This window comes from Mycolicibacterium sp. ND9-15 (assembly GCF_035918395.1).
Taxonomy (GTDB): domain Bacteria; phylum Actinomycetota; class Actinomycetes; order Mycobacteriales; family Mycobacteriaceae; genus Mycobacterium.
Genome location: NZ_CP142362.1, coordinates 1,627,176 through 1,651,522 on the forward strand (window position 1 = coordinate 1,627,176; position 24,347 = coordinate 1,651,522).

20 protein-coding genes are annotated in these 24,347 nt (G+C 68.2%); 15 read left to right on the plus strand and 5 right to left on the minus strand.

All coding sequences use genetic code 11. The features are described 5' to 3' along the window. Positions 1–255 precede the first annotated feature (255 nt). Complete coding sequence (locus QGN32_RS07990; RefSeq protein ID WP_326548052.1) at positions 256–1,659, minus strand: alpha/beta hydrolase domain-containing protein; 1,404 nt, start codon at positions 1,657–1,659, stop codon at positions 256–258. A gap of 184 nt (positions 1,660–1,843) precedes the next feature. Here QGN32_RS07990 and QGN32_RS07995 point away from each other — a divergent pair, with 184 nt between their 5' ends. Continuing rightward, a complete protein-coding gene (locus QGN32_RS07995; RefSeq protein ID WP_326548053.1) occupies positions 1,844–3,292 on the plus strand; it encodes a wax ester/triacylglycerol synthase family O-acyltransferase in 1,449 nt (482 codons plus the stop codon). Positions 3,293–3,305: 13 nt separating this feature from the next. Here the strand turns inward: QGN32_RS07995 and QGN32_RS08000 are convergent, their stop codons facing one another. Continuing rightward, complete coding sequence (locus tag QGN32_RS08000; RefSeq protein ID WP_326548054.1) at positions 3,306–4,973, minus strand: DUF7159 family protein; 1,668 nt, start codon at positions 4,971–4,973, stop codon at positions 3,306–3,308. A 147-nt stretch (positions 4,974–5,120) separates the two neighbouring features. Here QGN32_RS08000 and QGN32_RS08005 point away from each other — a divergent pair, with 147 nt between their 5' ends. Then, positions 5,121–6,749, plus strand: coding sequence for a DUF7937 domain-containing protein (locus QGN32_RS08005; RefSeq protein ID WP_326548055.1), 1,629 nt, complete (start codon positions 5,121–5,123; stop codon positions 6,747–6,749). Positions 6,750–6,758: 9 nt separating this feature from the next. On the opposite strand, the gene QGN32_RS08010 is transcribed toward QGN32_RS08005, so the two are convergent. After that, on the minus strand, positions 6,759–7,565 hold the full coding sequence (locus tag QGN32_RS08010; RefSeq protein ID WP_326548056.1) for a lysophospholipid acyltransferase family protein: 807 nt from the start codon (positions 7,563–7,565) through the stop codon (positions 6,759–6,761). Between the two features lie 188 nt (positions 7,566–7,753). Between QGN32_RS08010 and QGN32_RS08015 the strand changes: the two genes are divergently transcribed. After that, positions 7,754–8,938 carry an alpha/beta hydrolase family protein gene (locus QGN32_RS08015; RefSeq protein ID WP_326548057.1) on the plus strand — a complete coding sequence of 395 codons (1,185 nt, stop codon included), beginning with the start codon at positions 7,754–7,756 and terminating at the stop codon, positions 8,936–8,938. 135 nt (positions 8,939–9,073) lie between these two features. On the opposite strand, the gene QGN32_RS08020 is transcribed toward QGN32_RS08015, so the two are convergent. Beyond that, entirely contained in the window at positions 9,074–10,411 is a 1,338-nt protein-coding gene (locus QGN32_RS08020; protein ID WP_326548058.1) for an adenylate/guanylate cyclase domain-containing protein, read from the minus strand. Positions 10,412–11,087: 676 nt separating this feature from the next. Here QGN32_RS08020 and QGN32_RS08025 point away from each other — a divergent pair. From QGN32_RS08025 to arr, 12 genes are all read left to right on the plus strand, one after another. Further along, positions 11,088–11,597 (plus strand): peptidoglycan recognition protein family protein, encoded by a 510-nt coding sequence (locus tag QGN32_RS08025; RefSeq protein WP_326548059.1) that lies wholly within the window; start codon positions 11,088–11,090, stop codon positions 11,595–11,597. A 146-nt stretch (positions 11,598–11,743) separates the two neighbouring features. Beyond that, positions 11,744–14,011, plus strand: a complete 2,268-nt coding sequence (locus QGN32_RS08030; RefSeq protein WP_326548981.1) for an MMPL family transporter — start codon at positions 11,744–11,746, stop codon at positions 14,009–14,011. Positions 14,012–14,023: 12 nt separating this feature from the next. Beyond that, entirely contained in the window at positions 14,024–15,085 is a 1,062-nt protein-coding gene (locus tag QGN32_RS08035) for a type III polyketide synthase (RefSeq protein WP_326548982.1), read from the plus strand. A gap of 2 nt (positions 15,086–15,087) precedes the next feature. Further along, on the plus strand, positions 15,088–15,591 hold the full coding sequence (locus tag QGN32_RS08040) for an isoprenylcysteine carboxyl methyltransferase family protein (RefSeq protein ID WP_326548060.1): 504 nt from the start codon (positions 15,088–15,090) through the stop codon (positions 15,589–15,591). Continuing rightward, on the plus strand, positions 15,588–16,604 hold the full coding sequence (locus QGN32_RS08045; RefSeq protein ID WP_326548061.1) for an NAD(P)/FAD-dependent oxidoreductase: 1,017 nt from the start codon (positions 15,588–15,590) through the stop codon (positions 16,602–16,604). Before QGN32_RS08040 ends, QGN32_RS08045 begins: the two co-directional genes overlap by 4 nt. Positions 16,605–16,782: 178 nt before the next feature. Beyond that, positions 16,783–17,727, plus strand: coding sequence for a metal-dependent hydrolase (locus QGN32_RS08050; protein WP_326548062.1), 945 nt, complete (start codon positions 16,783–16,785; stop codon positions 17,725–17,727). Further along, positions 17,724–17,912, plus strand: a complete 189-nt coding sequence (locus tag QGN32_RS08055) for a ferredoxin (RefSeq protein ID WP_326548063.1) — start codon at positions 17,724–17,726, stop codon at positions 17,910–17,912. The genes QGN32_RS08050 and QGN32_RS08055 overlap by 4 nt, the downstream gene beginning before the upstream one ends. A gap of 6 nt (positions 17,913–17,918) precedes the next feature. After that, complete coding sequence (locus tag QGN32_RS08060; protein ID WP_326548064.1) at positions 17,919–19,148, plus strand: NAD(P)/FAD-dependent oxidoreductase; 1,230 nt, start codon at positions 17,919–17,921, stop codon at positions 19,146–19,148. A gap of 71 nt (positions 19,149–19,219) precedes the next feature. Next, entirely contained in the window at positions 19,220–21,508 is a 2,289-nt protein-coding gene (locus tag QGN32_RS08065) for an alpha/beta hydrolase-fold protein (RefSeq protein WP_326548065.1), read from the plus strand. A 56-nt stretch (positions 21,509–21,564) separates the two neighbouring features. Then, positions 21,565–22,311, plus strand: coding sequence for a M15 family metallopeptidase (locus QGN32_RS08070; RefSeq protein ID WP_326548066.1), 747 nt, complete (start codon positions 21,565–21,567; stop codon positions 22,309–22,311). A 315-nt stretch (positions 22,312–22,626) separates the two neighbouring features. Further along, positions 22,627–23,571 carry an alpha/beta fold hydrolase gene (locus QGN32_RS08075; RefSeq protein ID WP_326548067.1) on the plus strand — a complete coding sequence of 315 codons (945 nt, stop codon included), beginning with the start codon at positions 22,627–22,629 and terminating at the stop codon, positions 23,569–23,571. A gap of 107 nt (positions 23,572–23,678) precedes the next feature. Next, entirely contained in the window at positions 23,679–24,107 is a 429-nt protein-coding gene (gene arr / locus QGN32_RS08080; protein WP_326548068.1) for an NAD(+)--rifampin ADP-ribosyltransferase, read from the plus strand. Positions 24,108–24,122: 15 nt separating this feature from the next. On the opposite strand, the gene QGN32_RS08085 is transcribed toward arr, so the two are convergent. Beyond that, complete coding sequence (locus QGN32_RS08085) at positions 24,123–24,296, minus strand: CsbD family protein (RefSeq protein WP_326548069.1); 174 nt, start codon at positions 24,294–24,296, stop codon at positions 24,123–24,125. Between the last annotated feature and the right edge of the window lie 51 nt (positions 24,297–24,347).

A 24,347-nucleotide genomic window follows, 5' to 3' on the forward strand; every position in this document is an offset into this window, starting at 1 on the left:
GGCCAACGCCAACCGTGAGGCCATCAACGCGCTCGGTGAGAAGCTTGCCTCTCACCAGACGGAGACGCGCACGGAGTTCACGGCGCTTCGCAAAGACCTCAACGACCACCGTCAGGAAACGCGCGCAAACTTTCGAGCAGTCGACGAACAGCTCGCCGAAATCAGGGACCTTATCGTGGAGCGCTTCAATGGACTTCGCGGCCACTAACCGCGTGGCCACTCAGCCGTTTCAAGGTTGAACCCGACTGCTGTGAACTAATCGCGAGGGTAAGTCGCCGCGGCGAGGTCGAGGATCTCCCGACGATCCGCCGGCAGGAGGAAGCCCGATTCCGTTGCCGCGTCCAGCGATTCGGTGAAGCGGTCGAGGTACTCCGCCGCCCCGCCGGGATAGAGCCGGGTCACGGTCGCGGCATCGAACGGCTCGCCGGACCCGAACAGATGCGATAACGGACTCTCGCCCGAGCCGACGCCCGATGTCCGTGCGATCGGCACGTCCACCCACGGAGTGCGCACCCCGCCCGTGGCGATCCCCTTTTCATCGAGCACCAGCCGAGGCGGGTCGCCTTCATCCAATTCCATGGGCGCAGCTTTCGACGGGGCCGCGCCGGTGCGTATCCAAGAGTGCAGACCAGCGATCGCGGCCTGCAGGACGTAATGGTGCTGAGGGCCGAAGTTGATGTAATGCGGCAACTGTTGGCCCATCAGCGTGTTGGTCGGTGCATACGCCGCGGCTAGTTCTTCCAGCGGTGCGAAACCGGTGTCGATGCGAGCGACCTGAATCGTGTAGTTGTCGGCATGCGCGCTGCCCGGGATCTCCCACGCCCGCAGCAGATCGGTGTCGGGCTGCCTGGCCAGGTGATAGCCCGGCCGCACGCCGCCGACAACGTCGGTTTCGGTGAGCACGGTCAGCAGCGGGACGCGCAGATCGGGACGGAACTTGACCGCTTGCGGCGCGGATCCGGCCGGCTCCGCGAATATGGAGCCGCCGTCCAGCGGCGCGGCGGGCCCGAACCGGGAATGAATCAGAAAGCCGTCGTAGCGTCCCACCAACGGATCGACGGCGTTGACGTAGGTGGTCAGGAACATAGCCGACTGTGACTCGCCTACGGCGACAACGAATTCGGGCTTCAGCCCACCGAGCACATCGGTCCCCGCCGGCTCCCTGATCAGCCGACCGACCTGGGAGAAGATGTCGTACGAGAAGGCGTCTGCTGGGTGGCTCAGCCGCCAGTACCGCTCGGGATCCTGTTTTTTCAACGACATGTCGAACCCGAGGCTGGCACCGCCCTCGACCCCGACCTGTTGCGCCGAGACCGCGACGTAGGCGTAGCCCTCGCGAATCAGCTCGCGATGCGCCATGAACCAGACGGCCGGAGCGTCGATGCCACCGCTGACGTTGAGCCACTCGACGATTACCGTCCCGTTGAACTTCGTGGCGTCCGATGGCTTCAAGACGACGATCCGAGTGGTGTAGTCCGTTACCACCGAGGGCGCCGCGTCCCACCGCCCGTCGGCCCCATGCTCGCCGGCTGGAGCGTAGGAGGTTGCCGATCCCGAGACGAAGTACTCGTCATCGGTATAGCCGAGGTCGGCAATGTCGTAGGAACCGAGCAGCAACTTCGGCTCGCCCGGGGCGTGCGTGATCACCGTGTCGGTCATCGCACCACACCCGCCGTAGACCACCGCATCGCAATGCCCGAAACCATGTCGGCCACCTTAGCCACCCCCCGGGCGCCACAGCCTGCGACAGCCTTCTTCTCGGTGAAAAGCCCGACACAGCGAACGCAAACAGCGCTACAAAGAGAGTGGGCCCAACGAAGCTGCGCGCCCATCGGAGGTCATCGTGGAGCAGTTGAGCGGTCTTGACGCCGCATTCGTCTACGCCGAGACCGCCGGCGCGGCACACGTGACCTTCCTGGCGATCTACGACCCGTCGACCGCGGAGAACAAGACCGTCACCTTCGACGACGTCGTCACGCACGTCGGCTCCCGGCTCGGCGCCGACCGCCTTTTCCGCTCCGTGCTGGCTCGCGTACCGCTCGACCTGGATCACCCGTACTGGGTCCGCGACCCCGACTTCGACCTGAGCCGCCACCTCCACCACCTGACGCTGCCCAGCCCCGGCGGCTGGCAGCAGCTGTGCGAGCAGGTATCGCGCCTGCACGAACAGCGGATGGATCTGCACCGGCCGCCGTGGGACGGCTACTTCATCGACGGGCTGGGCCACATCCGCGGGGTACCGGACGGCGCGTTCGCGCTGTGCTTCAAGATGCACCATTCGGCGGTCGACGGGGTGACCGGCCTGGGCATCGCCACCGCGCTGCACGACCTGAGCGTCGACACCGCCCCGCCGCCGGCCGACGACTGGACACCGGAGCGGCGGCCGTCGTCGCTGAACCTGCTGGCCCGCACCGCGGTCACCTACGTCCGCCGGCCGGCACGGTTCGTCGCCACGGCACGGCACAGCCTTCCACTGCTGAGCGGGATTTCCGCGTCGGTGCTCCGGGCATTGCCGATCGGTCACCGCGCCGAACGCGGGATACTCACCGGCGCGCCGCACACCCGGTTCAACCAGCCCACCGACAGCCGTCGCAACTTCGACGCACGGTCCTTTGACCTGTCGGCCGTGGCGGCGGCACGCAAACGAGTCGCGGGGGCAACCGTCAACGACGTCGTCCTCGCGGGCATCGGCGGCGCGCTACGCCGCTACCTGCTGGACAAGGGTGAGCTGCCGGACTCCTCGCTGGTGACGTTCATCGCGATCGCCGAGCACACCGACCCCGACCACGAGCACGGGGCGAATCAGATTGCAGTGGCGCGGGTTCCGCTCGGAACGGACATCGCCGACCCGATCGCACGGCTGCGGGCGGTGCACGAGTCCAGCGCCGGGTCGAAGGCCTTCACCGAGGCCGTGGGTCCGCACGCGGCCGTCGAGTACGCCGAGTTTCTGCCGGGCACACTCGTGGTCGGGATGATCCGTCTGATGATGGCGATGCACCTCGGGAAGTACTACCCCAGCGCACGGTTCGGCAACACCTACGTCACCACCATGCGTGGCCCCGATTTCCCGATCTACCTACTCGGCGCGAAAATGATTGCCGGCTATGGACTCTCGCCCTTCACGCAGGGAAACGGGTTGATGCACAGCGTGGTCAGTTACTGCGGACGGGTGCTGGTGAGCATCAACGGCTGCCCGGCCGTGCTGCCCGACATCGAGCACTACGCGGACTGCGTGGACGCCGCGTTCGCCGAACTGCTCGGTACGCGGACGCCTGAGCCAAGCGTCAGTTGAACCGCTCACCACACTAGGGCGACTCGAGCACCGTCGTCGCGGGCAACTCGACAGCGCCTCCGTCACCGCTTCCGCTCGCGGGCGGTTCCGGACTCACAGGTTCGGGAGCGGATGCCGACGCGACGGCGGGCGGCGAGTAGACCGGCTCCGAGGGCGTCACCGGCTCGACCGACGATGGCGCCGCCGGAATCGTGGTGGGCTGCGAGGTCGACGTAGTCGTTTCAGAAGAGGTTGTCGTCGGCGATGTCGTTGTCGTCGAAGTTGTCGTCGTTGTCGGCGGTGTCGTTGAGGTCGTCGTCGTAGGAGTCGTCGTCGTAGGAGTGGTCGTGGTGGGAGTCGTCGTCGTGGGAGTCGTCGTTGTCGTGGGAGTCGTCGCGGTGGTGGTCGGCGGCGGTGTCGTCGTAACCGTCGTCGTGAACGTCGGCAGTGCCGGAAATGGGTTCACCGGTGCGACGACCGGCGGAATCGGAATAGGAATCGCTGGAACTTGTGGCGAAGGGGCCGGCACCTGCGGCGCGGGAGCCACCGGCGCGTCGTTGCCCACCGGACCCTGGTTGGTCCTCACACTCGGCGCTGCCGGAGCAGGCGAGACCACCGCGACCGGCAGCGCCACCGGATCCGGCTCGTGCGGCACCGGCGGCAGGTACCGTCCCGGCACGGTCTCCGACTGTGCGGGCGGCGCCGGCTGGGCCGAGACATCGGCCACCGGCCGAATCGCGACCGCCACCGTCACCGCCAGCGTCGCGAAGCTGACCACCACGAATCCCAGCGCGCTACCCATCAGCAGCGACCGCGGCGGGGGCGGCGCGATCATCGCGGTGTAGGCCTCTTCGTCCTCCAGCTCCGGGACGAACTCCTCGAGCGACTCGAAGGGCAGCTCGTACTCGCCGGGCTCCTCCTGCGAGTACGCCAGCAGCGGCCCCACCGCCGCAGGATCCGCCGCCTGCGCCATCTGCGTCGCGTCACCAGCCGCGGGCGCCGCCATCGTCGCATCCGCTGCCGCCGGCGCCATCAACGTCGCGTCGCCGGCGGCCGGGGCCATCTGCGTCGCTGCGCCCGCCGGGAAGCCGGAGCCGTCCGCCGTCTGCGCGGCCCCGCGCGCGATCGCAAAGCCCGCATCCGGTGGCACCTCCACCGGCGCCGTCGAATGGAGCTCGGCGGCAACGGAGTCAAGATCGAGCCGCTGCCCGATCAGCATGATCCGCACTGCGTCACCGGGCGACTGCTGCAACACCGCGGCACACGCGGCGGCCGAACCGGCCGCGCCGATCGGCACCGACGCCAGCACCGACGTCGACGCCGGGCCCTCGCCGACCACCGCCAGCGACACCGTCTCGTCGGCGCCCAACAGCAACGTGGCGTCCGCTCCGACACTGCGTGCCAGCGCCGCGGCCGCCTCGGCTTCAGACACCACTTCGACGTTCTGCACTCCGGCGCCCAGCACCGTCTGGCGCAGCGTGTCGGCCTGCGACGCGTCGGGCAACACCATCCGCGTCGCTGCAACACGATTCCCCGAGTCCTCGACCGCCCGGTATGTGCCGACGATGGTGTCGGCCAGATCGGTCATCGCGTCATCGGGCAGATCGAGCGCGTACTGGTCGAAAACCTGCCCGTCCGAAGCGGCCACCATCGCCAGCCGCGCCACCCGTCCGGTGACCGCCACCCCGAGGACTACGTCCACCGGTTCACCTGGGCCTTTCTCGCTGACTGACACGACCTTCCCAAAGTTACTTCACATGCCGCACGGTTCTGAGTTGCTTGTGCGGAGCGGCAAAAGTGGCACGCTGAGTAGCCACACCCCGCGGCGCCCTACTGGAGGAATCGATACGTGAGCGACCAGCGTTACGACGCATCCGCCACTGTGCAGGTGCCCACCACCGCCGCGCCCGCGATCGGCCGGTCACCGCGCGTCGGCTATGTGCCCGTCCGCACCAACACGGTGCGCGACGGAATAGCGGTCGCCCTGCTCGTCGCCGCGTTGCTGCTGCCCTGGAACCTCGACTTCGGCCTCGGCGTCCCCGGCAGCGAGGGAATGCTCTGGCTCGTCGTCGCCGTCGTGACATTGCTCGCCATCGTCGCCGCGCTGGCGCCATACGTCGGCCCGTTTCGCCTCACCGCCGCCGAACCCGACGTCCGGCGCACCAGCCGCATCCGACTGCTCGCGCTCGCCTACCTCGTCGTCGCGCTCGGCTTCGTCGGCTATCACCTCTTGGAGACCGTCCGCGCGGGCGGAACCGGGATGGCCCCGCCGGGCATCGGCCCCGGCTTACTCGTGGGTGTCGTGGGTGGGCTTCTCGCGGCGCAGCCGCCGGTCACCAGTATCACTGTCGAGCACAACGGTTTTCGGCGCTGGTATGCGGCTGCGCGGGTATTGGGCGTCGTGTCGGTCGCGCTCGCGACGGTGTCGGTCGCCTGGAACCTGTACTGGCGGCTGCGGTATCTGTTCGTCACCGGTGGCGAGTTCGGCGGCCCGGACGTCGCCGTCGTCGCCACCACGGTGCTCTACGGCGCCGTGGCGCTGATCGCGCTGGTCATCGGGTCGCGATGGCTCACCGAGAAGACCGCCGCCGCGCGGCTGGCCACCTCCGCATTGGGCGCCGCCGCCGCGCTGGCCGCCACAGTGGTGTGGGTTTTCCCGGTCGGCCGTGACGTCGACGCCTTCCACGGCATCGCACAGAACACCTCGACGGCCGGCGTCGGCTACGAGGGTTACCTGTTCTGGGCGGCTGCCGCAGCGATCGTCGCCCCCACCACGCTCTATGTCGTCTTCCTGATCAAGCCGCCGACGATGGGCGCGTTCCGCTCCGCCGCGGAGAAGTGCCTGGCGCTCATCGCGTTCTGGGGGTTCGCCGCGGCCGCATGCCGCGTCGTCGACTACGTGATCGCCCTGTCGCTGGATCTGCCGCGCGCGCTCTACGACAGCGTCGCGATGACGGCCTTCAACGTGTTCGCCGGGATCATCGCGGCGTGGCTGCTGCGCCAGCTCAGCCGGGGCGTCGACGCTCCGGCCGTCATCGCGGCATTCAGCGGAGTGCTGTTCGTCTTGACGGTCGCCAACGTCGTCATCGGCGTCGCGCTCGCCCCGCGGTACGCCGACGCGTCACCCGACACCATCTACGGCAACAACCTCGCTCAGCAGATCACCAGCACCGTCGACGTCGTGGTCTGCCTGCTGAGCCTCGCCGTGCTGCTCGCCATGTTGTTCACCGGGCCGCTGGCGGGCTATCTCATGCGTCGGCGCGAAGTGCGCGCCCCAACCGCGAAGCCACCCGAGCCCTCCGCGCCACCGACGGCAGCACGTCCGGTCCAGCCACCGAGAATTGTTCGGCTCAACGAGGATTCTACGACGGTGCTGTCACCCCCCGAGGCCGAACAGTCCACCACCGCGCTGCGGATTCTGCGCCGTGAGCCGACTTCCGATGGGACAACTCGAATTCCGATGCCACCGGACAACTAGCGTCCGGAACTAACCCAGCAGGGGGAATCGCCGCTGCCGCGCCAACCGGTCGAGCGCGCTTTGCATTACCCCGCGCACATGGGCGTCGACCTCATCGACGTCGGGATCGTTCCCGAACTGCGCGGCGACGTCGATCGGCTCGAGGAGTTCGGTGACGATCTTGGACGGCAGCGGGAAGTTGGCCGGGACCGTCGACGTCAGGCCGAACGGGAAACCCAGTCCCAGCGGCAGAATTTCCGTCCGGAAGCGCTTGAGGCCCAATCGCTTTGCGAGTTGGTCACCTCGGAGCAGGAAGAGCTGTGTTTCCTGACCGCCGATCGAGACCGAGGGCACGATCGGCACGCCGGCCTCGATGGCCACCCTTACGTAGCCCTTCCGGCCGTGGAAGTCGATCTTGTTCTGCGCAAAGGTGGACCGGTAGGAGTCGTAGTCGCCGCCCGGAAACACCAACACCAGTCCACTGGAGAGCAATGCCTTGACCGCATTCTGCGGACTGGCGTGAATGACACCGATCTTGCGTAGGGGTCCGGCCAGCGGCAACTTGAACAAGCCGTCGTGACCGAGGGTGTAGAGCGGTCGGTCGTAGCCCCACGTCTCGTAGAAGGCCGGGGCCAGCACGAGCACATCCGGCGTCATGGCACCGCCGAAGTGGTTGCCTACCAGCAGTGCGCCGCCCGCGGGTGGCAATGACTCCAAACCCCGCACCTCCGACCGGAACCAATACTTGGACACTGGTCCGAACACCCGTCGAGCCCGTTCGATGAACGCCGGATCCCACTTGGCCAGGTCCGTGCTGTCGAAACCCCTGTCGCTCATGGCTTCCCGCTTCATTGTGTTGCAGCGCCGATATGATGATGCGCCCACGCATGTCGCCGGGCTGCCTCTATTCGCGATGTGTGTCGAACATAACCCCGGTAGGACGTTCATACGCCAGCCAAAGGACACTCTTTGTGTGGACGTTGGTCCCTTTCGAGGCCGTACAGCCCCCGCGTTAGTGTCTCGTCATGACCAGACCCGAGAGCGGCAACGGTCGCGCGCGCAGACTGGCCGGTCCCTGGGACGTGGTCACGCCCTTCGTGGCGGCCCGCCAGTATCTGGCGAGCCCGCCCGGACCCGATCACCATGTGCACGAGTTGGCGGTCGCGCGCCCGACCATCGCCATCGCCAGGCAGGTTTTCCACGACGAGCTGGTCCTGCTCGGCTACCGGATGTTCCTGCCTCTTGGCGACGGGCACACAGTAGGCCGAATCGACCGCGAGGTCCGCGCGGCGCTCGAGTTCTACGGAGAACAGGGATGGTTGGACAGGCCGGAAGGATTCTTCGCCGCCCCACCTCCGCCGACCGACGTCACGGTCGCACCCTTGACGATTCGCGGACAGCCGTTGCACCGCATCATCTTTGACAGCCAATACGAACCCTCTCCCGGCGAACCGGGCCGGGACCGCTGGTTGGGCTACACCGCGAACACCCGTGAGCATGCGCTGCTATTGCGACACCGCGAACCGCGGCCCTGGGTGGTGTGCGTGCACGGCGCCCTGATGGGCCGGGGCTCGGTCGATCTGAGACTTTTCCGTGCCCGCCATCTGCACGAAGACCTCGGCCTGAACGTCGTGCTGCCGGTGCTGCCCCTGCACGGTCCGCGCAAGCACAAGGGCGCGGCCTTCCCGGGCCAGGATGTGCTCGACGACGTCCACGCCGCGGCCCAGGCGGTATGGGACATCCGGCGGCTGATCTCATGGATACGCAGCCAGGAACCCGGCTCCGCGATCGGTTTGAACGGCATGTCCCTGGGCGGCTACATCACCTCGCTGGTCGCCAGCGTCGAGGACGGCCTGGCATGTGCGGTGCTGGGCGTCCCGGTGTCCGATCTGGTCGAGGTTCTCGGACGTCACGGCGGCCTGCGGCACGACGATCCGCGCCGTCAGACGTTGGCGTTGGCCCAACCCCTCGGGCGGTTGGTCTCGCCGCTTTCGCTCACGCCGCGAGTGCCGATGCGCGGCCGGTTCATCTACGCCGGGGTCGCCGACCGGCTGGTACACCCGCGCGACCAAGTCATGCACCTCTGGGAGCACTGGGACAGACCCGAAATCGTCTGGTACCCAGGCGCCCACACCGGATTCTTCCGGTCGCGTCCAGTCCAGGACTTCGTCGACGACGCGCTGCGCCAGTCCGGCCTCATCGCGACGTAGGGTGTTACCTCGTCGTCAAGAATTCCCGGCCGGCCGGCATTCAGACTTGAACCCTAGCAACGAGATTGCACCCAGGGTTCTGCGTTAGTAGCCAGCAGAGGTCCGACTGGCCAGAAATCGACAAGCTGAGCTTCGTTAGATCTCGACGGCCAGGACAGGCCACCGGTCGGGCACACCCTTCAGTTCGTGGCTGCCGCGGTCGTCGAACGAGATACCGGACCCGAGCACCAACGGTGGGATCGCACCCGACACCAGGACTTCCCCGGGTGCGGCGAGCGCCATGATGCGCGCAGCGATGTGTACCGCGATGCCGTGTACGTCGCCGTCGGCCATCTCGACCTCGCCGGTGTGCAGACCGGTGCGGATCGACAAGCCGAGATCGTCCAACGCGTCGCGAATTGCGCACGCGCAGTTGATTGCTCGCGCCGGCCCGTCGAACGTCGCGAGCGCACCGTCGCCGGTGAACTTGACGATGTCCCCGCGAGCGCCGGCGACGTGTCGCTCGACGACGCGGTTGTGTGCGTCCAGTGTCGCCGTCCAAGCCTCGTCACCGACGGCCGCTGCGCGTTCGGTCGACCCGACGATGTCGGTGAACAACACGGTCGAGAGCACACGATTGGTCGGCGCCGCGCGCCGCACCCCGGTGAGGAAGGCTTCGATCTCGTCGAGTATGCGCTCGGCGTCTCCCGCGAACCAGGCGTTGTCGTCGCCGTCCAACGTCACCAACCGCGCCTTCGGGATCCGCTCGGCGAGATATTGCCCGTGCCCGGCATTGACGTGGCGGTCACCGCGCCGATGCAGCAGCAGTGTCGGCACCTGGATGCTTTCGAGCGCCGGGCGCACGTCGGTGTGGTGAAACAGGTCGAGCAACGCCTTGAAATAACCGGGGCCGCCGGCGAGTCGCTCTCCGCGCGCCCACCACCGTCGCTTCGCGGCGTCGTCCGCCCAACTCGGCGCCAAATGTTCGACCACCGCACCCGTGCCGACAGTCTCTTCGTAAAGGGCGAGATACCGCGCAAGCACAGGCTCCGGCATTCCGCTCGGATAGCCGGGACGTCTCAGGTAAGACGCGTATGCGCCCGAAAGCACCAGTGACCGCACGCGGTGCGGATGGCTCGCGGTCAACAGCATGGCCGGGAGGGCGGACTCCGACATGGTGAAGAGCGACACGCATTCACTCGCCGCCGCGTCGAGTACCGCTATGAGTCCGTCCGTCCAGGACTGCATCGCAGGGCTTTCGCGGACCGGCACCACATCCGAACTCCCCACGCCCAGAAGATCGGTGAGGATCAGGCGGCTGAACGACGCCAGCCGGCGCAGGTGTCCCGCGACGGTGGGGTCGTCCCACAGCAGGTCGATCGGAAACGTCGCGGTAGGCACGAAGAGCAGATCCGGTCCGTTGTCCCCGACGACCTGGTAGGCCAGGTGGTAGTCGCCATCCTTCGCGTAACGGGTTTGCGGCACGGCTGCCATGACTTGAGCATGCCACCCGGACGGACGCGAACCGTCGTTTGGCGGAGCGGCAGAGGCTACCGGAATGCGACGACTCCCCGGCCCATAAGGACACTGAGCCCGCTTGACCGCAACGACGGCCCCGACTCAGGTGGTGATGACCCGGCCTCGCAGCCACTGCGGTGGCCGCGGCAGCCGCAGATGCCGGGACAATATATTCCATGCTCGTAACTAAAAACGTCCGGACCGCGGTGGTCGCACCGAATCACTTCTGAGCTAACCACTCCGTCAATTTTTCCCGGGCTACTCGGCTCCCTGCTCCCTGCGCGCTTGGTCACGATCTGGACCCCGGTTACGTATCGTGGCGACCGTGGACACGCCTGCACCCGGCCGGTCCGATGGCGGTTCCAGGATCAGCCGCCGCCGACTTCTGCGACTCGCGGGAACCGCCGGACTGGCCGCTGCGGCCCTCAGCGCTTGCCAAGCACCACCTGCCTACCGGCGGACAGCCACCTCATCCCCTGTTCCGCCTACGACCAGTTCCACACCCCCCGCGGCGGCCAGTCCGCCGCCATTGTCAACGCCGGCGCCGACACCCGAACCTGCCCTCTCACAAGCGTCCCGTGTGGTGCTGTGCCGGGACGCCTGGGGCGCCAAGCCGGCGCGGCCCGGCGGCCGACCGAACCCGCTCAGTCGCATGACCATCCACCACACCGCCGTCATGCTCGGCGACAACAGCAACGCGCCGGCCCGGCTCCGCCAGCATCAGCACTACCACCAGGACTCGAAGGGCTGGATCGACATCGCCTATCACGTCAGCGTGGATCGCGACGGCAACCTCTACGAGCTCCGGAATCCCGCGCTTGTCGGCGACACCGCGACCAGCTACGACCCGACTGGGCATTTTCTCGTCGTCTGCGAAGGGAACTTCGACGAGGAACAGGTGACGGAGGCTCAGTTGAACGGAGCCGCCCTGGCGTTCGCATGGGCGGCCACGAGGTACGGCATCCCGACGGCGACGCTGCAGGGTCACCGAGACGCAAGCCACGACACCTCCTGCCCGGGCGCCAACCTGTACGAGCACGTCGTTTCCGGTGACCTCAGACGTCGCATGGACAACCTGCTGGCCGCCGGCCCCGTCGATCTCGTCACCGTCTGTGGGCCCGAGGCGAATCAGGCCGTCGCCGACATCGAAGCAGGCTTCTAACGCCGTGGACTCTCGATCACTCGATCCAGCGCATCGATGGGCGGATCGCCCGACGAACTACTTCTCCACCGTGACGTGAACCCGCGGCCCTACGGCACCGTGAATTGATAGAGAGCCTCTCACCCCTTACGGGATCGGAGACCGCCCTGCTCTACCGGATCGCCCGACTGGCCCTTCGCGCGCCCCGCACCGTCATCGTGCTGGCGGCGCTGCTGATGGTCGCGCTCGGCGTGCTCGGCGTCCCAGTCGCCGGCAAACTGTCGCCCAGCGGGTTCCAGGACCCGGACTCCGACTCGTCGCGTGCCACCCAGCTGCTGACCGACAAGTTCGACCAGGGCGACGTGCAACTGCTCATCACCGTCTGGTCGCCCGACGGCGTCGACAGCCCCGCCGCCAGGACAGCGGGCATCGACATCGTCGACCAGTTGACCCGGTCCCCGCACATCGCGAACCTCACCTCACCGTGGACCGTGCCGCCCGCGGCCGCCGCCGAACTCATCAGCAAGGACCGCACCTCGGGTCTTATCGTCGCGGGCATCGTCGGCGACGAGGCCGCCCAGCAGCGGCACGCCAAGGAGCTCACCGAGCGGCTCGACCGCGACGGCGTCACCGTCCGCGCGGGCGGCGTCGCGATGGTCAACGTGCAGCTCACCGCCCAGTCCCAGCGCGACCTGGTGGTGATGGAATCGCTGGCGATTCCGCTGAGCTTCCTGGTCCTGGTGTGGGTGTTCGGCGGCCTGCTGACGGCTGCGCTGCCCGTCGCCGTCGGCATCATGGCGATCGTCGGCGCGCTGGCCGTCCTGCGGATCGTCTCCTTCGGCACCGACGTGTCGATCTTCGCACTGAACCTCACCACCGCGATGGGCCTCGCCCTGGCCATCGACTACACGCTGCTGATGATCAGCCGCTACCGCGACGAGCTGGCCGACGGCGCGTCCTTCGACGTCGCGCTCACCCGCATGATGACCACCGCCGGCCGCACCGTCGTGTTCTCCGCGACGACCGTCGCGCTGTCGATGTCGGTCCTGGTGCTGTTTCCCATGCACTTCCTCAAATCGTTCGCCTACGCCGGCGTGGCCACCGTGGCGTTCTGCGCCGCCGCCGCCCTCGTGGTTACCCCCGCCGGGTTGGTGTTGCTCGGCCGTCGCATCGACGCGCTGGACGTCCGCCGCCTGGCCCGCCGTCTCCTCGGCCGACGAGAACCCGAGCCGCGACCCGTCGAGCAACGGTTCTGGTACCGGTGCGCCACCTTCGTCATGCGCCGGGCCGTTCCGCTCGGGTTGGCCGGCGTCACGCTCCTGGTCCTGCTCGGCCTGCCGTTTCTCGGCGTGCGGCCGGGACTGCCCGACGACCGCGTCCTGCCCAAGAGCGCCTCCGCGCACCAGGTCGGCGACCAGCTGCGCAACGACTTCGCCACCAACACCGACACCGCCGTCACCATCGTGCTGCCCGACGCGGCGGGCGTCACCGCCGACGAGTTCAGCGCCTACGCCACCGCGCTGTCCGAGGTGCCCGACGTGTCGGCCGTGTCCGCGCCCACCGGGACATTCGTCGGCGGGCGCCTCGTCGGCCCACCCTCGTCGCCCGCGGGTCAGGCCGAGGGCAGCGCGTTCCTCACCGTCGACAGCGCTGCCCCGTTGTTCTCCGACGCCTCCGAAACCCAACTCGACCGCCTCGACGCGGTGCCGGCGCCCGCCGGCCGCGACGCCCTGCTGACCGGCACCGCCGCCACCAACAGTGACAGCATCGACGCCATCACCACCCGGCTGCCGCTCGTGCTGTGCCTCATCGCGACCATCATGCTGGCCCTGCTGTTTTTGCTGACCGGAAGCGTCGTGGTACCGCTCAAAGCGCTTGTGCTGAACGTCCTTTCGCTGACGGCCGCGTTCGGGGCCATGGTGTGGGTCTTTCAGGACGGCCACCTCGGCGCGCTGGGGACCACGCCGAGCGGCACGCTCGTGGCCAATGTTCCGGTGTTGTTGTTCTGCATCGCCTTCGGCCTGTCGATGGACTACGAGGTCTTCCTCGTCTCGCGGATCCGCGAGTACTGGCTGCGGTCGGGCCGGACACGAGCAGACAACGACGAGAGCGTCGCGCTCGGCATCGCCCACACCGGGCGGGTCATCACCGCGGCCGCGCTCATCATGTCGATCTCGTTCGCCGCGCTGATCGCCGCCAACGTGTCGGTGCTGAAGCTGTTCGGCCTGGGGCTGGCGCTGGCCGTCCTGGTCGACGCGACCCTGGTGCGGATGGTCCTGGTGCCCGCCTTCATGCACCTGATGGGCGGATGGAACTGGTGGGCGCCCGGCTGGCTGGCCGCGCTGCACCGCCGCCGCGGGCTGCGCGAGAATCCCGACGCCGCAATCGAACCCCGCGACGTCGTTGAACCAACGACCCCCGGTGGCCGTGCTTAGAGAGTGAGCACCTTGAGCGTCATCGCCGGCGTGCACGGCGCGTTGCCGCCGCACCGGTACAGTCAGCAGGAGATCACGGACCGGTTCGTGCAGGTCTCGCCCTTCGCCAATTACGAAGCCGTGGTGCGCGCCCTGCACGCCAGCGCCCAGGTCGACAGCCGCCACGTCATCCTGCCGATGGACGACTACCTGACCCTCGGCGACTTTGGCGAAACCAACGAACTGTTCCTCGAACACGCCGTCGAGCTTGGGTGCCAGGCGCTCTCGGGCGCGCTCGACGACGCCGGGTTGCAACCCGCAGATGTGGACCTGATCGTCACGACGACGGTGACCGGCGTGGCCGTGCCGTCGCTGGATGCGCGCATCGCCGGGCGGCTCGGCCTGCGTCCGGACGTACGGCGGGTGCCGATCTTCGGGCTGGGCTGCGTGGCAGGCGCCGCAGGCGTGGCGCGCCTGCACGACTACCTGCTCGGCCATCCCGACGACGTCGCCGCGCTGGTGTCGGTCGAGCTGTGCTCGCTGATGTTCCCGGCCGCGCAGCCCACGATGGCCGCCCTGGTCGGCAGTGCGCTGTTCGCCGACGGCGCCGGCGCGGTCGTCTCGGTGGGTTCATCTCGCGCACAACGGATTCGGGCGAGTGGACCGGATGTGGTGGCCACTCGCAGCCGGCTCTACCCCGACTCGTTGGGCACCATGGGCTGGGACGTCGGCCCGTCGGGCTTTCAGCTGGTGCTCTCGCCCGATCTGCCCGGCCTGATCGAGCGCTACTTCGCCGACGACGTCACCAGCTTCCTCGCCGAGCACGACCTGACCGTCGGCGACATCGGCTCGTGGGTGTCGCACCCCGGCGGTCCGCGGGTACTCGAGGCGATCACGGCCACGCTGGACCTCGATGACGCCGCGCTCGAATTGTCGTGGCGCTCACTGGCCGAGATCGGCAACGTGTCGTCGTCGTCGGTGCTGCACATCTTGCGCGACGCCCGCGCCAAGCCGTCCCCCGCCGGCACGCCGGGGTTGATGATGGCGATGGGGCCGGGCTTCTGCGCGGAGCTGGTGCTGCTGCGCTGGCGCTGACGATGCTCTGGTACGGGTTGTTGATCGCCGCGGTGGCCGTCGAACGGCTCGCCGAACTCGTTGTGTCGCGGTGTAATTCGACGTGGAGTCGGGAGCACGGTGGTGTGGAGTCTGGAACCGGCCACTATCCCGCCATGGTCGTCCTGCACACGGGGTTGCTGGCGGGCTGCCTGGTGGAAGCGTCGTTTCGGCCGTTCGTACCGGCGTTGGGCTGGCCGATGCTCGCGCTCGTGTTGGCCGCCCAGGGGTTGCGGTGGTGGTGCATCGCCACACTCGGCCGGCAGTGGAACACCCGCGTCGTCGTGATCCCAGATGCGACCAAGATCACCCGCGGGCCGTATCGCTATGTCCCGCACCCGAACTACGTCGCGGTCGCCATCGAGGGGTTGGCGCTACCGCTGGTGCATACCGCCTGGGTCACCGCGGCGGTGTTCACGGTGCTCAACACGGCGCTGCTGCGGACGCGTATCCGGGTGGAGAATGCGGCGCTGGGCGCCCTCCGATGATCGACCTGCTGGTGGCGGGCGGCGGACCGGCGGGTCTGGCCACCGCCATCCACGGCGCTCGGGCCGGGCTCGAGGTGGTGGTCGTCGAGCGGCGGCCGGCGCCCGTCGACAAGGCGTGCGGCGAGGGGCTGATGCCGCACACGCTGCGTCAGCTACAGGGGCTTGGTGTCGATCCCGCGGGACGGCCGTTCGTGGGAATCACCTACAGCGACGGGCGGTGCCGGGTCACCGGGCGGTTCCGCGGCGGGGCGGGCCTTGGCGTCCGCCGCACGGCGTTGCATGTCGCGCTGTGGGAGGCGGCGTCGACGGCCGGGATTCATATCGAGACCGGAGACGTCGGCACCGTTTACCAAGATGGCGAATCGGTGCGAGCCAACGGTTTTCGCGCGCGTTATCTGGCCGCTGCGGACGGACTGCACTCGCCGATCCGAGCGTCGCTCGGGCTGGCCGGCTGCCGTTCGGGACCGCGGCGGTGGGGCATCCGCCGGCATTACGCGGTGGCGCCGTGGAGCGACTGCGTCGAGGTGTATTGGTCCGACGACGGCGAGGCCTACGTAACGCCGGTCGCCGAGGACTGCGTGGGCGTCGCGATCCTCACCGCGCGGCGGGGCGGGTTCGACCACCATCTCGAGTCGTTTCCCGCGCTCCGCGAACGCGTGACCGCACACGCTCACGGACCCGAACGGGCGGCCGGGCCGTTGCGGCAGAGTGTGCGGCAGCGGGTGGCCGGGCGGGTGCTGTTGGTCGGTGACGCCGCCGGCTACGTCGACGCGCTGACCGGCGAGGGACTGGGTATCGCGTTCGGCGCCGCCGAACTGCTGGTGGACTGCATCGCCGCGGACCGGCCCGCCGACTACGAGCGGCGGTGGCGGAGCATGTCGCGTCGCTACCGGATGCTCACCGCGGGGCTGGTGCGCGCCACCGCGTTCCCGCCGGTTCGCTCACGGTTGGTGCCGGCGGCGGCGTCAGTGCCCGCCGTCTTCGCCCGTGCCGTGAACCTGCTCGCCGAGTAGCGCCCGGCACACAGCCAACCCACAGCGAAACCGCTGCCGCCGGCGCGAATACCGCGCGGCCCGGTTGGGTACGCGACCTGATGGACGGTCGCCCAGCGCGCGTTCCTGCCAGCGTCGACTGGGCCCGTCACGGAAGAAGGAACCGGCGGCGCTCTGTCGGTTGGCGGAAGAGGTCTCGATGCCCGAAGTCGCACTGCACCACGACGGATACCCGAAGTATCGCCGGATGGTCCGATTCGACTGGTCGGAGACGCCGGTTCACTGGGTCCCCGGCGATCCATTCGCCACGCACATGATGAATGTCTTGCATCTGCTCCTGCCCGAGGGTGAACGACACTTCATCAAGGCGGTCCTGGAAGCGTCGTCCCTGGTCGACGACCCCGAACTCGAAGCGTCCATCAAACCGTTCATCCAGCAGGAGTCGTGGCACGCATGGGCGCATCAAGTGGTGCTGGATCACCTGGCCGAACAGGGAATCGACACCAAGCCCTACACCGACCGGCTCGGCAAGTCGTTGTCGAGAACGCTGGGCGACCCGCCGAAGTTCTTCCCGCCGCCGCTCAAGCGGTGGTGGCTTTACCGCCGGCTTGCCGACGTCGCGGCACTCGAGCACTTCACCGCGGTGCTGGGACAGTGGGTGCTGCAGAACCGCGGTCTCGACTACGCGCGTGCCGACCCGGTAATGCTGGACCTGCTGCGGTGGCACGGTGCAGAGGAGGTCGAGCACCGCTCGCTGGTGTTCGACGTGTATCAGCATGTCTGCGGCAGCTACTGGATTCGCGCGACGTCCATGTTGATCACCGCCCCGCTGTTCGTCGGCTGGTGGATCGCCGGGGCGCGCTATCTGATGGATCACGACCCCTCCCTCAACCAGAAGTGGCGGTTTCGAGACTGGCTGCGCGCGGCCCGCGAATACAAGCTGCCGGGCCCGTGGAACATCCTCGTGACGGTCCCCCTCCGTTACATGCGGCCGAGCCACCATCCCAGCACCGAAGCGAACACGCAGATGGCAATCGACTATCTGGAGCACTCGCCGGCAGCCCGCGCCGCCCGCGAACGCGCCGGATCCCCGAGTCGAAGCGGCGCCACTGAACCGGCGGAGGAAAGGGCGCAGGCGCGATGAAGGTCGTGGTGGACCTCGATACGTGCGACGGCAACGGCGTCTGCATGAGCATCTGCCGTGAAGTGTTCGACGTGCGGGAGGACGGCCTGCACGTGCTTCAAGAGTCCCCGGCCGAGGAGCTTCGGGAGAAGTTGAAGGGCGCGGAGGTGTCCTGCCCCACCCGCGCGATCGTGGTGAAGGACTGAACCCCGATGCCGACAGAACGAGAACTGCGAGACGTGCTCGTCGTCGGGGCCGGGGTCGCCGGGGTCCGAGCGGCGGAAACCCTGCGGCAGGACGGCTTTGACGGTGCGCTGACGATCGTGGGCGACGAACGCCATGCGCCCTACCATCGGCCACCGCTTTCGAAGAAACTGCTGACCGGCGAGATTTATCGGGCCGGCATCGACATGGCACCACGGTTCGACCTCGACGCCAGGATGCTGCGCGGGGCATCGGCGGTCGGCTTGGACGAGGGGGCGCGCATCGTTCACGTCCGGGACGGCGATCGGGATCTGTCGCTGCGGTTCGACGGGCTGGTGATCGCCAGCGGTGCCGTCGCCCGGGAATGGCCGGGCGGTCCGGTGCCCGACGGGGTGTTCGTGTTGCGTACGGTTGACGACTGCCTCGCGATCCGGAAACGCCTCGCCTCACGCCCCCGCGTCGTAGTGGTGGGCGGCGGCTTCATCGGGGTCGAGGTGGCTGCGAGCTGCCGGTCGCTGGGGCTGAAAGTAACTCTGATACAACGGGGTTCAGATCCCTTGCGGTCCGCGCTGGGAAAGGAGTTGGCACCCCGGTGGGCGGACCTGCACCGCCGGCACGGGGTCGACCTCCGAGCCGACGTCGGCGTCCAGAGCTTCGTCGGTAAGCGTCGCGTGAAGGCGGTTCGATTGACGGACGGCTCAAAGATCGCCGCCGATCTCGTCGTCATCGGCCTGGGTGTCCACCCAGCCACCGAGTGGCTGAACGGTTCAAGCGTGCGCGTCGACGACGGCGTGCTCTGCGATGCCACCGGTGCGGCCGAAGGGGTCAGCGACGTCGTGGCCGCCGGCGATGTCGCACGGTGGTGGCACCCCCTGTACCAGCGACACCTGCGTATCGAGCACTGGGACAACTCGAACCGCCAGGGCGAGGCGGCAGCGCGGACCCTGTTGGCCGGCCCGCAGCACGCCGACAGCTATGACGAGGTGCCGTACTTCTGGTCCGACCAGTACGACGTGAAACTTCAGATGCTCGGCCTGCCAAGCGATTACGACTCCGTCGATATCGTCGAGGGCGATCCGGACGAGTGGAGGTTCGTCGCCGCGTACGGACGCAGCGGGCGCACCATAGCCGTCCTGGGCACGATTCCTGGACGGGTGCACGACTATCGCGAGCTGGTGAGATCGGGTGCCGAGTTCCCGCCCCGGCTACCGGTACCGGCCGCGCCAGTCGGTGTGTAGAGATCAGGTTGGTGGACCGCCTCTCGCACGAATCGCCACGCGAAAACCTTTCCTGCCCATAGGTTGAAGCCATGTCGCTTTTCGACCTGGCCCTGCTGCCCTTCAAGATCGGACTCGGAGTCGCCGATACGGTCATGCGAGCCGTCACGCCGCAGGCGTCCGCGCCGCCGTCGGACCTCAAGGCCATCAACGGGATGCCCGAGGGTGTGCCGCCGGCCGCGCTGCAGCCGGAGCCGAGGCTGCCCGCGCCGCAAGGATGGCCGTTCGGCGAGGACTTTCCGCGCACCTGCGGCACGGGTCGCTACGCCGGCGGCGCCCTGTTCTGGACCGACTTTCTCTACGACGACCACGGCGCGACCGGCGTCCTCGTCGACATCCCGACCGGCGGGCTGGCACCCCCGCGCGGCACCTACGTCTACCCCGACGGGCCGGCGGCTCGCAACGGCGCCGACATCTTCCGCGTCGCCATCGGGCTCAGCGACACGCACACCTGGTGGCGGGTCGACTGGAACACGCTGCTCGACCCGACGATCCCCATCGCGCTGTTCACCTTCGACACCGACCGCGGCCAAGCGCCCACCGACGAGTGGCCCGCCGGAGCCGGCGTCACCTCGGCCGGCATCGACTCGGCGCTGCTGATCTCGGTGCGGGGCGCGTGGGTGTTCGACCTCGCGGCGGACTCGTTCGCGCCCGTGGAGTACGAGGTCGACATGCGCTCGCGCTCCTTCCTCGCCAGGGTGCCGCGTGAGCTCATCGAACCCAGCGGCACCTGGACGGTCCGGCTCGCCTCCGGGCTGGCCAACGACAGAGGTGACGGCTTCGCTGACATTCCGGCCGGCCGCGGTGCGCTGCCCGGGCAGCCGAACGTGTACAACGTCGCCTTCCGCACGCATCAGCAGGAGAAGGCTCACCTGAACTTCTGGTCCGACGAGGCGCAGGCGGCGGCGCTGTCCGACGGTGACGTCGGCGAGTTCTCGCTGGCCGTCCGGTGGGACCAACTGGCCGCCGGTCTCACCACCGAGGAGCCGGTCGTCAAAGGCACCTCCACCCGGTGGTACGTCTCGTCGATCGAACTCGGTCAGGGCGTCGCCCCGACGAACATCCTCGACACCGAGCCGCAGTTCCTGGGTCGCGTGCAGCCCTACTCGGTGTGCCTGCCGTCGACCTACGCACCCGGACGCAAACTGCCGCTGACGTTGCTGCTGCACTCACTTGCCCTGGGACAGAACCAGTTCGCCGCGATCGACCCGCGCCTGCTGCGCCAGGTGTGCGAGGACCGCGAGTCCGTGGTGGTGACGCCGCTGGCCCGCGGACCGTCGTGCTGGTACTTCGACGAAGGCGAGCTCGACGTGTGGGAAGTGTGGGCTCGCGTATCCGAACAACTCGGCGCCGATCCCGACCGCACGGTGATCGCCGGCTACTCGATGGGCGGCTACGCCGCGTACAAGCTCGGGCTGACCTACCCGCAGGTGTTCGCCCAGGCCGTCGTGCTGGCCGGGCCGCCCGTCTGCGGGGTGCGGCTGCTGCCCAACGTCGAGATCCCCGGTGACCTCGACCCGAACTCGCACTGTGCGCGCGAGGGTGACACCTGGGAGCTGCTACCCAACGGACGGTGGCTGCCGTTCGTGATCGCCCACGGCGTGCTCGACGGACTGGTGCCGATCACCTCGGTGCTGTCGCAGGTGCTCGAACTGGACCGGCTGGGCTACCGCTACCGGTTCACCGTCTACCCCTTCGAGGACCACATCTCGTGGGCGCTCGAGGACGAGTTCGACGACCCCATCTCGCACATGCGCACCGACCCGCGTCAGGGCGACCCCGGGCACATCACGTTCTCCTGGTATCCCGAGCTGGTACGGCCCGACCTCGGCATTGGGCCGCACCGCGTTTGGTGGTTGTCGAACCTGCTGGCCGATCCGACCCTGACCGGCAGACGCGGGGCGCTCGCATCGGTCGACGCGCGGTCGTATGCGCGTCCGGATCCGTCGCGAACCATCAGGCGCCGCCGCGGCATCGAACCGGATCTCGACGAACCCGGCCTATACACCGAACTCCAGTGGCGCACGGGCTCGGCCGTCGAGCCGATGCCGTTCCTGACGCTCAAGCTCACGGCGGTAGCGCAGGTGACCCTCGACGTCGCCCGGGCCGGGCTCGCGACGCTGGCCGCGTCGAGCATCGACGTGTCGACCGACACCGTCGCGCGCGTCACCCTCGCCGGGCTACCACCCGGCACAGCGGTGTTGCTCGACGGTGAGCCGACGGGTCCGCTGGTGCATGTGCCGATCGGACGGCACAGCATCACGCTCACCACCGCCGGGGTGCCGTCGCGGGAGGTCGTGGCGGCGCTGTTCGGCAGGTAGCACCGGCAGCCGTGGTTGGCGAAGTGAGCCGCCGCAGAACGCAGTACGATCCGGCGATGGTCGGGCACAGCGGTCGTCGGGTGGCCGTCGTCGCCAGGCTGGCGGCCGTCACGGCAGCCGGCGCACTCCTCGTGCAGTGTGCCTCCCCGACTCCGCCGTCCGCACCCGCCTCACCGAGCACCACCACTCCACCGCCGGCCATCGCCGCACCTACGCCGCCACCCACCAGCCCATCGCCCGCACCCGCCCAGGTCCTACCCGTCACCGCCGCAGAGCTGGGTGAAAGTTGGCGGCCCGGTTGCCCTTTGGAGCCGGCGCAACTGCGGCGAGTCGAGATCGACTACCTCGGAATGGACCTGCAGACCCACCGCGGGGAACTGATCGTGCACGAAGACCTGGTGCCTGAGGTCATCGAGATCTTCGAGCAACTGCGCCAAGCGCGCTACCCCATCGAGAAGATGCGCACGCCCGACCACTACCCGGGCGCCGACGACGAGTTGTCCATGCGGGACAACAACACCTCGGCGTTCAACTGCCGCGACATCCCGGGCACCGGCAGCTGGTCCCTGCACGCCTACGGCCAGGCCATCGACATCAACCCCCTTCTGAACCCCTACATCGACAGCACGGGCGCATTCCAGCCCGCCAACGCCGGGCCTTACCTCGACCGCAACCGCATCGACCCGGGCCTGCTGCACGACGGGGACCCCGCGGTGCGGATCTTCACCGAACGCGGCTGGCGCTGGGGCGGCGACTGGCGAACGCCGAAGGACTACCAACACTTCGAGCGTCGGGACGGATGAGGTCACCGATCTTGATGTGCCCCAGTCGCAATGCATCCCACACCGGATAGTTACCCGACACCGCGCAACGTTGCGTAGCGTTTTGCGCTGTTGCCGACGCCAATGGAGAGCTATGCCGTTTCCCTGGGAGTTGAATTCCGACCGCCCATACCATCACGAGACGTATCCCGAGCGACAAACCAGATCGACCATGTCCGAATTCGATTTCGCCACCGGCGAACCCGAGGGTCCGCCAGACTGACAAGCGTTGCCGAGTGGCCGGTTTCGATTGATTCTGACCATGGGCCGGCCTCGCGCGCTTACGATCCAGTCGAAATGGTCAACCTGATCCGACACCCGGTTCGAGTACCTCGCGTCGAGAAGCCACGCGCCGAGGGACGCTTCTACCTGCCGAGTGGACGCCGCCTCGGCTTTGCCGAGTTCGGCGACCCGGGGGGCGATCCGGTGCTGTGGTTTCACGGCACACCCGGCGGTCGGCGCCAGTTCCCGCTGATCGGCCGCCGCGCCGCCGAAAAGCTGAACCTGCGCGTCGTGAACGTCGCCCGACCCGGCACCGGCCTGTCCGACCCGCACCCCTACCGGTCGATCGCGGACTGGGCCTCGGACATGACGCACGTCGCCGACGCACTCGGCGCCGAACGCCTCGCGGTCGCAGGGCTGTCGGGCGGCGGACCGTACGCACTGGCGTGCGCTGCCGTCTCACCCCTTGCCGGCAGGGTCGCGGCGGTGGCCGTACTCGGCGGCATCGTTCCATCGGTCGGACCGGACGCCCTCGCCACGGGCGCCATCGAACTGGCCCGCCGTTTCGCGCCGGTTCTGCACGGACTCCGCCGGCCCATAGCCGAAACCGTCAACGGGTTGCTGCTGCCGGCATTACCACTCGCGCACTATGTCTGCCAGGCCTACGCCAGCCTCGTCCCCGAAGGTGACCGGCGGGTGCTGAAGGATCCCGAGATGGAGGGCATGTTCATCGACGACCTGATACTGGTGTCCAAGGGCCGTTTTCAGGCGATCGTCGACGACGCCCGACTGTTCGGCCGCGACTGGGGGTTTCGGCTCGCCGATGTGAGCGCACCGGTGCGGTGGTGGCACGGCGACGCGGACAACATCGTGCCGCTACGGGATGCCAAAGCCGCGATCGATCTCCTACCGTCCGCGGAACTCGTTCTCCGCCACCAGGAAAGCCATCTCGGGGGTTTCGCCACCGCGGACGAGGTACTCGTCTTTCTGCGATCCCAGCTGGATTCGGACAAGACCTAGCGAACGTCTTCCCGCTCTCACTGTACGACCCGGAGCGGGGCTTGCGGCAAGCCCCCTGACGTGTTGCACAATCGTCCGACCTCGACCGCAACAGACGGAGGACCATCGTGCCGAGTACGCCAGAACCGTTCGAAGTCCACGAATCCGGCGCCTTCCTGCACGGCACCAAGGCCGACCTGTCGGTGGGCGACCTGTTGGTGCCCGGGCGCCGGTCGAACTTCGAGGACGGGCGCATCTCGAACCACGTCTACGTGACCCAGACGTTGGACGCCGCCGCGTGGGGGGCCGAACTGGCCGTGGGCGAGGGACGGGGCCGCATCTACATCGTGGAACCAGAAGGCGCCGTGGAGGACGACCCGAACGTCACCGACAAGAAGCTCCCCGGAAATCCCACGCGGTCCTACCGAACGCGCAGGCCCGTCAGAATCGCCGGCGAGGTCACCGACTGGGTCGGGCATTCCCCCGAGCAGCTTGCGGCCATGCGTGACGCCTTGGCCGACCTGCAGCGCCGGGGATTGGCCGTCATCTACGACTGAACCGACCGAAAGTGCTTACTTCTTGAAGGCGTCCTTGACCTTCTCGCCGGCGTCTTTGATGTTGGATTTGGCCTGGTCGCCCCGGCCCTCGTCGCGGGCCTGCTCATCACCGGTCAGGTTGCCGACGGCTTCCTTCGCCTTGCCGCCGAGATCCTCGGCCTTGTTCTTCGCCTTGTCTGTTGCGCTCACGGTCTGCTCCTTCGGCTCGCGTTCGGTCCGGTTTCGGTCGGATACCTCGAC